The 14,955-nt window shown below is 40.8% G+C and carries 13 protein-coding genes and 1 riboswitch; all 13 genes read left to right on the top strand.

The window, feature by feature from the left end:
* Positions 1-3 precede the first annotated feature (3 nt).
* The gene (locus ACPLOV_RS01490) at positions 4-1,206 is read left to right on the top strand and encodes a cyanophycinase (protein WP_424910407.1); all 1,203 of its coding nucleotides are present in this window, start codon (positions 4-6) and stop codon (positions 1,204-1,206) included.
* A 99-nt stretch (positions 1,207-1,305) separates the two neighbouring features.
* Complete coding sequence (locus ACPLOV_RS01485) at positions 1,306-3,036, top strand: methyl-accepting chemotaxis protein (protein WP_424910406.1); 1,731 nt, start codon at positions 1,306-1,308, stop codon at positions 3,034-3,036.
* 27 nt (positions 3,037-3,063) lie between these two features.
* The gene (locus tag ACPLOV_RS01480) at positions 3,064-4,698 is read left to right on the top strand and encodes a peptide ABC transporter substrate-binding protein (protein ID WP_424910405.1); all 1,635 of its coding nucleotides are present in this window, start codon (positions 3,064-3,066) and stop codon (positions 4,696-4,698) included.
* Between the two features lie 133 nt (positions 4,699-4,831).
* Complete coding sequence (locus ACPLOV_RS01475; protein WP_424910404.1) at positions 4,832-5,464, top strand: TetR/AcrR family transcriptional regulator; 633 nt, start codon at positions 4,832-4,834, stop codon at positions 5,462-5,464.
* A 1-nt stretch (position 5,465) separates the two neighbouring features.
* Positions 5,466-6,320 carry an ATP-binding cassette domain-containing protein gene (locus tag ACPLOV_RS01470; RefSeq protein WP_424905989.1) on the top strand — a complete coding sequence of 285 codons (855 nt, stop codon included), beginning with the start codon at positions 5,466-5,468 and terminating at the stop codon, positions 6,318-6,320.
* A gap of 1 nt (position 6,321) precedes the next feature.
* Entirely contained in the window at positions 6,322-7,380 is a 1,059-nt protein-coding gene (locus ACPLOV_RS01465) for an ABC transporter permease (protein WP_424910403.1), read from the top strand.
* A gap of 11 nt (positions 7,381-7,391) precedes the next feature.
* Entirely contained in the window at positions 7,392-8,399 is a 1,008-nt protein-coding gene (locus ACPLOV_RS01460) for an ABC transporter permease (protein WP_424910402.1), read from the top strand.
* 97 nt (positions 8,400-8,496) lie between these two features.
* A riboswitch (glycine riboswitch) is annotated at positions 8,497-8,586 on the top strand.
* 189 nt (positions 8,587-8,775) lie between these two features.
* A complete protein-coding gene (trxA, locus tag ACPLOV_RS01455; RefSeq protein WP_424908749.1) occupies positions 8,776-9,090 on the top strand; it encodes a thioredoxin TrxA in 315 nt (104 codons plus the stop codon).
* Positions 9,091-9,107: 17 nt separating this feature from the next.
* Entirely contained in the window at positions 9,108-10,394 is a 1,287-nt protein-coding gene (locus ACPLOV_RS01450; protein ID WP_424910401.1) for a glycine/sarcosine/betaine reductase component B subunit, read from the top strand.
* Positions 10,395-10,423: 29 nt separating this feature from the next.
* A complete protein-coding gene (gene grdA, locus ACPLOV_RS01445) occupies positions 10,424-10,894 on the top strand; it encodes a glycine/sarcosine/betaine reductase complex selenoprotein A (protein WP_424908751.1) in 471 nt (156 codons plus the stop codon).
* A 15-nt stretch (positions 10,895-10,909) separates the two neighbouring features.
* Positions 10,910-12,217: a glycine reductase complex selenoprotein B gene (gene grdB, locus ACPLOV_RS01440; RefSeq protein WP_424908752.1), complete on the top strand. Its 1,308-nt coding sequence runs from the start codon at positions 10,910-10,912 to the stop codon at positions 12,215-12,217.
* Between the two features lie 11 nt (positions 12,218-12,228).
* The gene (gene grdC / locus ACPLOV_RS01435; protein WP_424910400.1) at positions 12,229-13,773 is read left to right on the top strand and encodes a glycine/sarcosine/betaine reductase complex component C subunit beta; all 1,545 of its coding nucleotides are present in this window, start codon (positions 12,229-12,231) and stop codon (positions 13,771-13,773) included.
* On the top strand, positions 13,763-14,914 hold the full coding sequence (grdD, locus tag ACPLOV_RS01430) for a glycine/sarcosine/betaine reductase complex component C subunit alpha (RefSeq protein WP_424910399.1): 1,152 nt from the start codon (positions 13,763-13,765) through the stop codon (positions 14,912-14,914). The genes grdC and grdD overlap by 11 nt, the downstream gene beginning before the upstream one ends.
* The last annotated feature ends 41 nt before the right edge of the window (positions 14,915-14,955 follow it).

Below are 14,955 nucleotides of genomic sequence, written 5' to 3'. Positions count from 1 at the left end.
AAAATGAAGACTTGGAGAAAAAGTTTAATATGTGTTATGCTCCTTGCGTTTATTGGGTTTTTGGCATTTGGCGTGTGGGTACCATCTAATTCAAATGCAAAGGAGCAAACTAATGGGAGCCTTGTCATCGTAGGAGGTGCTCTCAGCGACACAAATGCCGCGGTATACAACAAGATTATTCAGCTGGCAGGTGGGGCTAATTCGGTTATAGGCGTTATACCGGTAAACAGCGCTGACCCGTACGGTTCTTACGATTTTTACAGAAATCTATTTCTTTCCTATGGAGCGGGAAATGTAGTGCTAATAGACATAACAATTGACAATTACGCTACTAATGCTTACAGCCAGCAGATTGTAAATACCATAAATTCCTGTACAGGAATTTGGTTTACCGGCGGCGACCAAATGCGTGCTGTAACGGCTCTGTATGATTCCAGCGGGAATATGACTCCGGCATTGCAGGCTATATGGAATGTCTACAACAACGGGGGAGTAATAGCGGGGAGCAGTGCCGGAGCTGCATTGATGTCAAATCCAATGATTATTGGTGGTGAAAGTTTTGATGCTTTAAGGTATGGTTCAAGCTGGGGCCCCACACTGGGGAATGGCGTAACCCTGTACAGAGGGCTCGGATTTTTCAGCGGAGGACTCGTAGACCAGCATTTTCACGCAAGGGGTAGGATTGGAAGGCTTATAAGGGCTGCATGGGATTATTACTTTGACCTTGCTTTCGGTATAGATGAGGATACCGCAATGGTAGTTCAGGGTAATACCATAACGGCCTTGGGGAAGAGGGGGATTACTATAATAGACCTAACCAATGCTTATAGAGATTACAGCTACAGTAACTTCAGCCTGCTTGGAATTAAAATGCATTATATTTCGAAGGGCGATACCTTTAATCTTTCAACTAAAAACATCACGCCAAATCCTGTAAAGATAAATTTGAGGGGCAATGAGTATTACAGCGGAACGATTTACACAAATGCAGTTTTTGATCCATATACCGCTTACGATTGTTTCGTAAAACTTGTGGACAGCAAAACTGAAATTTATGCGATAGGAGAAAAATATGATAAGAAAGCAAAACTCGGTTTCAGGTTAAGATGGGATAGATATTCGGATACTTACGGTTACTGGCAGAGTATAGATGGCGATAGTTCTTACACCGTAATAAACGAATATTTGAAGATCACGCCCTACTAAAATATATAGATAGCGGCCCGGTTTTTTTAAAAAAAATCGGGCCGCATCGGGTACTTTTTGGGGCAAACTTTTTACCGATAATGAGGGGCTGATAAAATTATGATATTTAAATGGAAGTCAGCAGTAAATGTGTTAAAAAATGATCTATTGAGTGTTGAAAATCCTTCTTTTAAACCGGAAAATTCTTTTAGTGTAAATGGGATTAAAGAATGGATTAAAGGGATTATGGGGAAAGCCGAAAAGTATTTGAGCTTGCTCAGCCGTCTTTCCTTTTCCGTTGAGGAGATTTCCATTGCGATGAGGAGCATTGCAGAGCAGAGTAAAGTGCTCTCGGAAGCGGCAAAAAAACAAACCTCTAACATTCTTTCGACAAAAAATTTTACAAAAGACCTGTACGAAAAAATAGAGAAGACCAGTATAAATATAAAAACGGTGGTAGATAATTCTGGCAAAATTTATCAAAATATTGCGGCAAAAAAGGGTGAAGTTATATCCATTATGGAAAATCTAAATACTTTAAAGAAAAAACTTGAAGTAGCCGAAAGCGCTGTAAAGAACCTTGAAGAAAGGTCAAAACGTGCGGGGGAATTAATTTCATCAGTTAAGAACATCTCCGAAGAGACTAATTTACTTGCGCTCAATGCGACTATAGAAGCCGCACATGCCGGAGAACGGGGCAAAAGTTTTTCAGTGGTGGCATCCGAAATACGTAAGCTTTCTTACAATACGAAGGAAGTTTCAAAAGAAGTCAGTACACTTTTGAATCAAATTAAGGAAATAGGCAACATGATCAATATTTCCATTATCGAAGTCTTAAAAAATATCACCCAGAATTTTGATAAACTGAGCTTAATAATGAACTATATAAACGATATAGAAAAATACGTATATGATTCAACAAAAGAAAGCGAAAATATCGAAAAAGAAATATCCCATATTTTCAGCAGAGCAGATGAAGTAAATGGCTTTATAGAAAATATATCAAAAGAAATTTTAGAAATAGAAAACTCGACCTCTAATGTTAATAAAGCCATCGAAGAGCAAAAGGATTATATAAGCGAACTGCTGAATATCATCAGCAAAATGGAAGACAATTGCATAGAGTTGACTTCTGAAATTAACGAAAGCGAATTTTTGCAAGAAAAGGATGAAAAATTGATACTTGTAAGCTCTCCTTATGAACCATACGTTATTTATAACGATGAAAAAGGCGAGCTGGAGGGCATAGACATAGAAATTATTAAAGAAATATTTAATAGAAGAAATATAGATGTAATAACAAGGGTTACCACATGGGATATGTCTTTGAAAGCCATAAAAAGCGGCGTGGCAGACTTGATACCAACCGTATCGTACAAAAAAGAAAGGGAAGATTTCATAGATTTTTCTAAAGAATACGGCAAAATTTACAAAGCCGTTTATTCCCTTGAAAGTTCGAGTGTAAACATTGAAAAGTATGATGATTTAAAAAAATACAAAATCGGCATAATACAGGGATACAACTATGATGAAAAATTCTTGAACGATAAATCCATATTGAAAGATAAAAGTTTAAACGAAGATATTCTTTTCACGAAATTGATAAAAGGTATTGTTGACGCTGTTATATTAAATGAATTTGTAGGAGATTATTACCTGAAAAGTAAAAAACTGAATCAGGTAGTAAGGAAAAACAAATACAAAATGATAGAAGAAACCTCGTCGGATATCCGGCTGGGATTCAGCAAGAAAAAGGATTTAAGCAAATATAAGAAAATATTCGAAGAGGGTATTGAAGAAATCAAAAAAGACGGAACCTATGAAAGGATTGTAAATAAATATCTAAAATAAAAATTTTGAATTTAAGGGGGTTTATTAATGACCAAAAAAAGAATTCTTTCGCTTTTTATAATTCTCTTTTTGATGGGTTCTTTAATTTTACAAGGCTGTGCTCCAAGCGGAGAAAGTACATCAAAAGGTAGTCAGCTAAAATTTTCGATTACTACGGACCTTGCAACTCTTGATCCCCAGCACATGACCGATTCTTATAGCTTCAGCATCGCAAATGCCCTTTACGAAGGGCTGGTGAGGGTACACGACGGCAGGGTTTTACCCGGCATCGCCAGCAGCTGGGATGTGTCGGACGACAAGCTCACATATACCTTTCATTTGAGGGATGCGGTGTGGAGCGATGGGTCAAAGGTAACAGCTTACGACTTTGAGTACGCCATAAAACGGCTTTTAGATCCCAAAACGGCATCAAATTACGCTTTCATCGGATATTATATACTCAACGGGGAGGAATTTAATACAGGGAAAATTTCCGATCCCGAAATGGTTGGTGTAAAGGCGCTGGATGACAAAACCTTGAAAATTACATTAAAAGCTCCCACGAAGTATTTCGATGGTCTTTTGGGAATGGCTTCATTTATGCCTGTAAAAAAGGATTTTGTAGAACGAATGGGGGACAAATTCGGCACTGATGCCGATAAAGCTCTTTACAACGGGCCCTTTGTTTTGAAAGAATGGAAGCATGAGCAGGAATTGGTACTGGTAAAAAATCCTAATTACTGGAATAAAGATGAGATAAAATTAGATGAGGTAAGAGTATATATAATTGGTGATAAAAATACCGCCTATCAGATGTTTGAAAAGGGCCAGGTAGATTTTGCTGATGTTCCGGAAGCTCTTATAGAAAGTGTAATTTCCGGGGAAAATACGCAAAAATACAACACAGGCAGGGTGTATTTCATAAGATACAATATGAAATCCAAAGATAAACCCTGGCTTGCCAACGAAAACTTCCGAAAGGCCATAGGTTACGCTCTGGACCGGGAAGATTTTATAAAGATGGCATTTAAAGGAGCTGCTTATCCTGCTACCAGATTCATACCCCCGGATGTGAACGGAGTGGAAAAGAAATTCGTACATGAGTTTCCTATGGAGTATTACCCGTCCAAAGCTGATGTAACAAAAGCGAAGGAATACCTTTCAAAAGCTATGCAGGAGCTTGGCATTTCCGAAGCAAACAAGCTCGGTTTTGAACTCATGGTAGATGACACTTCCGGAACCAAAACCGGCGTAGAAATTATTCAGGATATGCTGAGGAAAAATTTAGGTATCGATATCGAGGTAAAAACGGTAACCTTCAAAGAAAGGCTGCAGCGGATGAGAAAGGGAGAATACGAAGTGATGATAACGAGGTGGGGGCCGGACTACAATGATCCCATGACTTATCTTGAATACTGGCTTCCCGATGAGAATATGAAAAACAGCGGGTGGGAGGATCAGATCTACGATGGTATGATTAAAAATGCCGGGAAAGAAACCGATTTTAAAAAACGGGCAGAAATTATGTTTGAAGCTGAAAAATATCTTTTAGATAAAGCTCCGATGGTGCCGCTTTATTTTACCCAGAACGTATGGGTGAAAAAAAGTGAACTGCAGAATCTCGTAAGAGCGCCTATAGGAGGAGTGGATATTGATTTTGTGTATGCCTTTTTTAAAAAATAAAACAATAGATATTTAAATTGACAAAAATTTTCTATTATTATATAATATGACCAAGAGGTCATGTGACTTTTTGGTCATATTTTTTTAATCAAATTATGACCACTTGGTCATAAATTTTCAAAGGAGGTATCAAATGCCAAAATCAACGTTTTTTAATTTGCCGGAGGATAAAAGGCAAAAAATTATTGAAGCGGCTGTTGACGAATTTTCCGAACACCCTTATAAAGAGGCGAGTGTAAACAGGATAGTTGAAAAAGCGGGGATAGCTAAAGGAAGTTTTTATCAGTATTTTGAGGATAAAAAAGACCTCTATAAATACATTATTGAAATAAGTGCTCAGCAAAAGTTAATGTATATGCAGCATATTATGAAGGATTTTGAAAAACTTAACATTTTTCAGCTTATACGCGAACTTTATATAGCTGGAATAAAGTATGCAAAAGATAATCCCAAGCCTTTTTCTATCGGGGTTAGATTTTTAAAAGAAAAGGATAGCGAGTTATTTGACGAAATTATGGAAGATTCAAGGAAAAAAAGCGGGGATTTTTTCAAATACCTATTGATAAAGGGGATTGAAAAAGGGGAGGTGGATCCTGCCATTGATGTAGACTTAGTATCCATGCTCATTATTTCTTTAAGCATTGATATTTCTGAGTATTATCTAAAGACAAGAGAAGGGGAAGACCTCATGGGGATATACAACCTGGTGGATAGGATGCTTTATATTATTGAAAACGGTATTAAGGCAAAAGGAAAGGGGAATTAAAATGCTTTCCGTAAAAAATCTTTATTTTTCTTATACCGGTGATGAACACTATGCGGTTCGGGATTTGAGCTTTGAAATTGAAAAGGGAGAAATTTTCGGATTTTTGGGACCCAGCGGTGCTGGCAAATCCACCACGCAAAAGATTTTAACCGGGCTTCTTCCTTTACAAAAGGGTGAAGCAAGCATTGCAGGAATCAACATTAAAAAACCTACGGAGGAATTTTTCAATATTATAGGGGTGTGCTTTGAACAGCCCAATGTTTATAAAAAGCTAACAGGATTGGAGAATCTGGAATTTTACAGAAAAATGTTCAGCGTACCTACACAAGATCCCATTAAACTTCTTCGGATGGTGGGTTTGGAGAAGGACGCAAAAAAAAGGGCCGGGGAATATTCAAAAGGTATGGTGCAGAGGTTGGTTTTCGTGAGGTCTATGATAAATAACCCCAAAATGTGGTTTTTGGATGAGCCAACCTCCGGTTTAGACCCCAATACCGCAAGTATTATAAAGGATATAATATGGCAGAAGAAAAAGGAAGGGGTTACCGTTTTTTTGACAACCCACAATATGTATATTGCGGATGAACTGTGCGATAGAGTTGCTTTTATTAATGACGGGAAAATAGTCCTTATAGATGCTCCCCGAAACTTAAAATTGAAATACGGGAAAAACATGGTAAGGGTAGAATATAAGGAAGAGGGAGTTTTAAAAAGGGAATTGCTGTCAATGGAAAACGATGAAGACAAAGAAAGATTAAATTATTTAATTAGGGAAAAAGATATTGAGACGGTTCACTCTCAGGAAGCAACCCTTGAAGAGATCTTTATTAAGGTGACGGGTAGGGGGTTGAGTTAAGGTGTTTAAAAGATTTTGCACCCTGCTCAAAAAGGATTTAAAAATTGCGTACAGGAATTTCTTTTTTTTGATCGTTGTGGCTACTGCATTACTTTTTGCGGCATTAACAAATTACGTATTTCCACAAAAAATAAATATAGAGCCCAAGGTTTTTTACTATATAGAGGATAAAAGCAGTTCTTTACAAGCCGTTAACCGTGTTATTGAAAAAGCAAAGCTTCAAAATAACAAAATATTTGAGGTAAATTCGATAAAAGAATTGGAAGAAAAAATGAACAGGGATTTCAACAGCCTAGGGATAATAATAAAAAATCCTTCTAAAAAACCAGAAATAGAATTTATCTTTCAAGGACATGAAAATCAAAAAATAAGAAATGCTTTGCTGTTGTCTTTTAAACAGGAAATATTGAAAAATATGAATATAAGTATGCCTGAAGTATTGACCGAAACTTTAAATAAATACAGGGTCGTAGAAGAAATCCCCTTTAATAAAATAATGATTCCGGCTTTTATTGTAATGGAATCCATATTACTGGGTTATTTCCTGATTGCTGCTTTAATTTTTATGGAAAAAGAAGAAGGGACCATTAAGGCGCTTTTTGTTGCACCGGCAAAAATTACCGAATATCTTTTTTCTAAAATAATTTTAATGGTAATCCTTGGGATTATTTCTTGCTTAATTTTAACACTTCTTACGATGGGCAATACGGTAAATTATTTTTGGTTAATGATTTATTTGGTTCTGGGGAGTATTGCTGCGGCTTTGCTGGGATTGATATTGGCAAGCTTTTTTGACAACATTTCTCAGGCCAGTGTATGGATAATTGCGGTAAGCGTATTATTTTCCCTGCCGTTTCTTTCATATTTTTATCCCAGTTTTACTCCTAATCTGGTAAAGGTTATTCCTACCTATTATTTGCTTTTTACTGCAAAAGAAATTATTTTTCCAACGGGGAATTCCGGTATTGTATGGACGGGGATTATGGGTCTGGTTATTTTTAATATAATAGGTTTTATCCTTACCGCAAAACTTTATGAAAAATACTTGCTATGGGAATAGGAGGTGAAAAAATGCGACGAATTTTTAATATATTTAAAAGGGATTTATCCGGCAGTTTAAGGGATTCGCTGCTTTTGTATATGATAGCGGCACCCGTTATTTTAGCTTTGGTATTAAGGTTTTTTATTGCCGGGGCTGATACTGCGGCGCTGCAGTTTGCAGTGGATAAAAATGTTGAAGGGAAAATAATTGAAGAATTGAGAAAATACGGCAGCGTGGAAGTTTTTGACGACGGGAAAGGTGTTGAAAAAAGGATATGGGGTGCGGATGATATTGCGGGGATAATAAAGGTCGGGGATGAGTACAGAATAATATTTGAAGGGAATGAATCTAATGACACAAAAGAGCTCACTCAAAGGATTATGCAGGATATCCTTTATCATAAAGATATTGAAGTAAATTTCATGGTAAAGGATTTGGGGAGGAAGAATTCGCCCGTGGCGGTAGTTGAAGCCGCATCGCTTTTTTTAATGCTTTTTGCATTATGCGGAGCGGTAATAGGTTTTAATATAATTGAAGAAAAAGAATCCCAGACTTTAAGTGCTTTATCTGTTACTCCGATGAAAGGATATGAATACATTATCGGGAAAAGTTTAATTGGAATTTTGATTCCGTTGATTTTGGGGTATGTTATTATATGGCTTCTTGGGATAAAAAATGTAGATTCAGGGAAACTTTTTGTAATGACTTTATGCGGAACCATAATAGCCGTTTTAGTAGGTTTTATAGTGGGTTCTTTAAGTAGTAATCAAATTGCGGGGATTGCAAATTTAAAGGTGCTCGGTATAATTTTATCCGGTTCCGTGGTAGGGGCTTTGATGCTTCCCGAAGGTAAGCAGATTTTCCTTTACTGGATTCCCACATACTGGTCTTTCAAAGGATTTTATGGAACCTTTATCGGGAATATTTCCTGGAGGCAAATAATCATCTACAATACATGGGCTGTTGGGTTAAGCATTTTCATATTTTCTATGCTTAAACGAAAGGGAGTTATAAATTTTATCCAATTAAATCGATAAATTAAAAATCTTCTTGATTTTATTATCACGTTTATATATAATATTATTGGTAATTTAAATAGGTTTTTCCTTTTTTAAAGAAAAATTAAATACTTGGATGAAGGGTGCGGGAGAGACCCTGTATGGGGCGCCGAAGGGGAAAGCGAAGGGTCGCGAAACTCTCAGGCAAAAGGACCGCATCCCGACAGCCCCTGGAGAATTAATCCAATTAATGGGGTAAGGATGGAGCCTTAAAGGAAAATTATCACAAAAGTATTTTAAGGCTACAGGGAGGAATAAGACTCTGAAAGGAGTTTTATTCCTCTTTTATTTTTCGCCGGAATAACAGGGGAAATTTAACAAAAAATAAAAATATGACGGTGAAGGAGTGGTATGAATGATTGAGTTGACTGCAGAAAACTTTGAACAGGAGGTATTAAAAGCCGAAGGGCCGGTGCTGGTAGACTTCTGGGGACCAAAGTGCGAACCCTGTAAAGCATTGATGCCCCATGTGGAAGAATTAGAGAAAAAGTACGGCGATAAGGTTAAATTCTGCAAATTGGACACTTCTAAAAACATGCGCCTTGCTATTAGCCAGAAAGTAATGGGGCTTCCCACGCTTATCATCTATAAAGGAGGGGAGAAGGTAGATCAGGTCACAAAGGATGTTACGGTGGAAATGATTGAGGACATGATAAAAAGGAATATTTAAAATTCGGGGGTGAAAGGATGAAACTGGAATTAGGGCTTTTTTATGTGAAGGATGTGGTTCTGGGAGACAGGACCAGTTTTGAAAACGGCATTCTCACCGTGGACAAAAAGGGCCTTACAGATCACCTGCTGGAGGATGCCAGGATAAAGGAGGTTAGTTTGGATGTTGCCCGGCCGGGAGAAGAGGTAAGGATAATACCCGTTAAGGATGTTATCGAACCCAGGGTAAAGGTGAGCGGAAAGGGCACGGTTTTTCCCGGTTTTCTGGGTAAGCCCCTGACGGCAGGTGAAGGCAGGACTCACGTATTAAAGGGGATGGCGGTGGTTACCTGTGGAAGAATCGTAGGTTTCCAGGAAGGCATTATTGATATGAGCGGCCCCGGAGCAGAATATACTCCTTATTCAAAGCTGGTAAATCTGGTTGTAATTGCAAACCCTGTGGAAGGACTAACCCAGCATGAGCACGAGGAAGCCATAAGGCTTGCGGGATTAAAGGCTGCCTCTTTTGTAGCCAAGTGTGTAAAGGATAAGGTGCCCGAAGAAGTCAGGACTTATGAAACAAAGCCTTTCCCGGCAGCTATTGCGGAATACCCGTATTTACCAAAAGTAGCCTATGTTTATCAGCTGCAAAGCCAGGGACTTTTGCATGACACTTATGTTTACGGGGTGGATGCTAAAAAGATAATTCCTACCCTCATATACCCCACGGAATTGATGGATGGAGCTATAGTAAGCGGAAACTGCGTGTCTGCCTGTGATAAAAATACCACCTATGTGCATATGAATAACCCTGTTATAGAGGAGCTTTACCGCCGCCACGGAGAGGATATTAACTTTGTGGGTGTGATAATTACTAATGAAAATGTCACCCTTGCCGATAAGGAAAGGTCATCGGATTATACTGCTAAGTTAGTAGAGTACTTAGGGCTTGATGGAGTTATTATAACGGAAGAAGGATTTGGAAATCCGGACACGGATCTTATTATGAACTGCAGGAAAATTGAAGAAAAAGGCGTTAAAACGGTATTAATTACCGACGAATACGCCGGAAGGGATGGGGCTTCCCAATCCCTGGCCGATGCGGATCCAAGGGCCGATGCGGTGGTAACAAGCGGAAATGCCAATGAAGTAATCGTCCTCCCGCCGATGAAGAAAATTATAGGGCTTGTGGATACCGCAACCTTGATTGCGGGAGGTTCCCAGAAATCTTTGAGGGAAGATGGCAGCATTGAGATAGAGATTCAGGCTATCACCGGTGCCACTTCTGAAGTGGGCTTTACAAAACTGAGTGCAGTAACTTATTAGAAAAAACAATAAGAAGAAGGAGGATTTATATGTTCGAAGGCAAAAAAATAGTAATTGTAGGAGACAGGGACGGCGTTCCCGGCCCTGCTATTGAAGCGTGTATGAAAACCACAAAAGGTGAAGTGGTATTTGCTACCACCGAATGCTTTGTCTGAACAGCCGCCGGTGCAATGGACCTGGAGGTCCAAAAAAGGATAAAAGAATTTGCCGAACAATACGGCCCAGAAAACGTCGTAGTCATTCTCGGAGGTGCCGAACCTGAAGCAGCGGGAATTGCTGCGGAAACCGTTACCAATGGCGATCCTACTTTTGCAGGGCCTTTAGCAGGAGTCGCCCTTGGACTTGCCGTTTACCACATTGTGGAACCTGAAGTAAAAGAAGCGGTGGATAAGGACGTATACGAAGAAAATGTAGGCATCATGGAAATGGTACTGGACGTGGAGGGGCTCAGCTCGGAAGTAAGAAAGTACAGGGAGCAGTACTCCAAATATAAAGCTTAAAGGGGGTTCCCTTTTATGAAAAAATTCAGGGTGGTACACTATATTAATCAGTTTTTCGGTCAGATCGGCGGGGAAGAGAAAGCCGATATTCCTCCTTTAGATAAGGAGGGCCCGGTAGGTCCGGGAATGGCTTTCAACGCGGCTTTTTCCGGAGAAGCGGAAATAGTAGGAACCGTAATTTGCGGTGACAGCTATTTCAATGAAAACCTTGAACAGGCATTAAAGGACGTTTTAGAAAGGATAAAAAAATACGAACCGGACCTGGTAATTGCAGGACCTGCTTTTAATGCGGGGCGCTACGGCATGGCCTGCGGCAGGCTCTGCAAAGCGGTTAAAGAAACCCTCAATATCCCTGCAGTTACTGGTATGTTTATCGAAAACCCGGGAGTTGAAGTATACAAAAAAGATGTATATATCGTTGAGACCGCAGGATCGGCTGCAGGTATGAGAGAAGCGGTTCCCAAAATGGCAAAATTGGCTTTAAAACTTGCTAAAGGGGAAGAAATAGGCCTTCCCCGGGAGGAAGGGTATATTGCCAGGGGCATAAGGAAAAACGTATTTGTGGAAGAAAACGGTGCAAAAAGGGCCGTGGATATGCTGGTTAAAAAATTGAAGGGTGAACCCTTTGTTACGGAATATCCCATGCCGGATTTTGACAGGGTAACTCCCGCGCCGGCGATAAAGGATCTAAAATCGGCAAAAATCGCCTTGGTAACATCGGGAGGCATAGTGCCAAAGGGGAACCCGGACAGGATTGAGGCTTCAAGCGCATCAAAATTTGGTAAATACGACATTGAAGGTGTGGACTTTTTAACCCCCGAAACCTTCCAGACGGCCCATGGAGGATATGATCCCACCTATGCCAATCAGGACCCCAACCGGGTACTTCCCGTAGATGTAATGAGGGAATTAGAAAAGGAAGGCGTTATCGGCAAACTCCACAGATACTACTATGCGACGGTGGGTAATGGAACTTCGGTTGGAAATGCGAAAAAGTTTGCTCAGGAAATAGCAAAAGAACTTGTGGCCGATGGTGTACAAGCGGTAATCCTTACCTCTACCTGAGGCACCTGCACTCGTTGCGGTGCAACGATGGTAAAAGAACTGGAGAGGGCAGGTTTACCAACGGTTCACGTATGTACAATAGTTCCTATATCCCTGACTGTAGGGGCTAACAGGATCGTCCCCGCAGTTGCCATACCGCATCCCCTTGGCAATCCGGCCCTTACTAAGGAACAGGAAAAAGAATTAAGAAGGAAACTGGTATTAAAAGCGCTGAACGCATTGACCGTAGATGTAGACAGGCAGACTGTATTTGAGTAAGGAGGGCTTTTATGTCGGGTGCTGTTATTTCCGGTGCCAGCTACATATTGGTTCACGTTCCCCACATCATGATGGTGGCTGGCACCACCCAGCTTTTAGAAAAAGATAATCCCCGTTCGGATTATTATAAAAGAGCATTTTCCCATATCAGAAAATACGAAGACGCGGTATCTTATGCCCCGAATCAAACTTATATCGGCAACATTTTTCCCGATGATTTAAAGAATATTAAAAGGCCCTGGTATCAAAACTCAATTCCAGGTGCAAAAAGATTCGGGCCATATGGTGAAATCATGCCGGAAGATGAGTTTTTCGGGCTCATGGCGATTTCCGATGTATTTGACCTGGTTATACTGGAAAAGGAATTTGCAGAAAGGATTAGGGAAAAACTTTCCAAACATCCCCTTATTAACGAAAACGACCTTAAACGTTTAAAGGCTGGTCAACCTAAAGAGGTTATTGAAAAATATATAGAGGAAGGGGCAGTTGAATTAAAAGCTTCTGGAGAACTTATAGGATGTGTCAGGAAAGCCCATGATAGGGATGAAACCCTTTCCTCCCATGTAATGGTAGAAAACATATCCACAAAGGCATCTGCGGTTCTTGCTTTAAAGCACCTTTTAAAGAATACCGGTACCGCTCCCGAAGAAATTGATTACATCATAGAGTGCTCGGAAGAAGCCTGCGGTGATATGAACCAAAGGGGTGGAGGAAACTTTGCAAAAGCCATCGGTGAAATTGCCGGATGCCTGAATGCCACCGGGGCAGATATGAGGGGCTTTTGCGCAGGGCCAACCCATGCTTTGATAGCCGCAACAGCCCTTGTTAACAGCGGGGTATATAAAAAGGTGGCGGTAGTAGCAGGAGGAGCGACGGCTAAACTCGGCATGAACGGCAGGGACCATGTGGCAAAGGGTATGCCCCTTTTGGAGGACGTCCTCGGAGGATTTGCAGTACTTGTTTCGGAAAATGATGGAATAAACCCTGTTATCAGGCTTGATTCCATAGGTAAGCATACCATTTCCGCCGGCGCATCGCCTCAGGCGGTCATGCAGTATGTGGTTTACAATCCACTGGATGCTATAGGCTTAAAACCCACCGATGTGGATAAATTCGCACCTGAGCTTCAAAACCCGGAAATAACGGAACCTGCCGGAGCGGGGGATGTACCCAAAGCCAATTACAAGATGATAGCGGCAATCGGTGTAAAGCGGGGGGATATCAAAAAGGAAGAAATGGATTCTTTTGTGGAAAAACACGGAGTTCCGGGCTTTGCGCCTACCCAGGGGCATATACCTTCGGGGGTTCCGGTCATAGGACATGTGAGGGATAAGATACTAAAAGGCACTATGACAAGGGCGATGATTATCGGAAAAGGGAGCCTTTTCCTGGCCAGGATGACCAACCTTTTTGACGGTATATCCTTTATTATGGAGAAGAACCCCGGAATTAAAAAAGAAGTACCGAAGGATATCGATCTTACTTCCTATGTGGCGGAGGCTTTCAGGGAGTTTGCCGAATACCTTGAAAAGAGGGGGAAGGCCGATGCCCCTTGATAAAGCGCAGTTCTTTAAAAGCCTCGCCGATGTACTGGAAAACAAAAATAAAAGTAAAGACGTTACCATTGGTATAACCCTTCTTGGAAGCGAACACCCAGCAGAAATGATAGCTTTTGCTGCAAAAAGAGCAGAAAAGGCCTTGAATATAAAGGTGCTGGCGATAGGACCAAAAGACGAAGCAGAAAAAGCGGGGCTTTCTTTTGAAAGTGCAAAAACCTTAGAAGAAGCTCATAGAATAATGGAAATGCTTCTTGACAGCGGTAAAATTGATGCGGCGGTAACCATGCACTACAATTTCCCCATAGGTGTCTCTACTGTAGGCAGGGTGGTAACCCCTGCAAAAGGTAAGCCCATGCTTATTGCTACCACCACCGGCACCGCGTCGGCAAACAGGGTAGAAGCAATGATAAAAAATGCGGTTTACGGGATAATTACGGCTAAAGCCCTCGGGTTAGAAAATCCAGGCCTCGGGATATTGAATGTAGAGGGAGCAAGACAGGTGGAGAGAGCCTTAATAAACCTTTCCAAGAACGGGTATAAAATAAACTTTGCTTCCTCCATACGCTCGGATGGGGGAACGGTAATGCGCGGAAATGACCTTTTGACCGGTTCCTGCGATGTTATGGTGACGGATTCGCTTACCGGAAACCTTTTGATGAAAATCTTTTCGGCTTTCACTACCGGCGGCGACTACGAAGCCCTTGGCTGGGGATACGGACCGGGGATAGGGGAAAACTACGAAAGGCTTATTCTTATTCTATCAAGGGCCTCCGGTGCCCCGGTGGTGGAGGGGGCAATTCAATTTGCCGCAGAGCTGGTAAGGGGCAACATAAAAAAGGTCGCAAAAGAGGAATTTGAAAAGGCAAAGGCAGCGGGAATGGAAGAAGTTATTAAAGAAATAACGGGAAAAACGCAAGAGGTGGGAAAAGGCGAAGCAATACCGCCTAAAAAAGGTGTAACCGAAGAAATCGCAGGAATTGATGTACTGGAAATAGAAAATGCAGTAAAAGCCCTCTGGGGAAGCGGCATTTACGCTGAAAGCGGAATGGGGTGCACGGGCCCCGTAATACTGGTAGCTGAGGAGGATATAAGTAAAGCTTTGCAAATCTTGAGAGAAAAAGGTTATATCACAGGCTAAAAAAAGCCGGGGAGAATTCCCCGGCTTTTTACTTTATTCAG

It is taken from the genome of Thermovenabulum sp. (assembly GCF_049723235.1).
GTDB lineage: Bacteria > Bacillota > Thermosediminibacteria > Thermosediminibacterales > Thermosediminibacteraceae > Thermovenabulum.
Note: the sequence above shows the minus strand (reverse complement) of the source record. Positions and strands in the feature narration are given on the sequence as shown.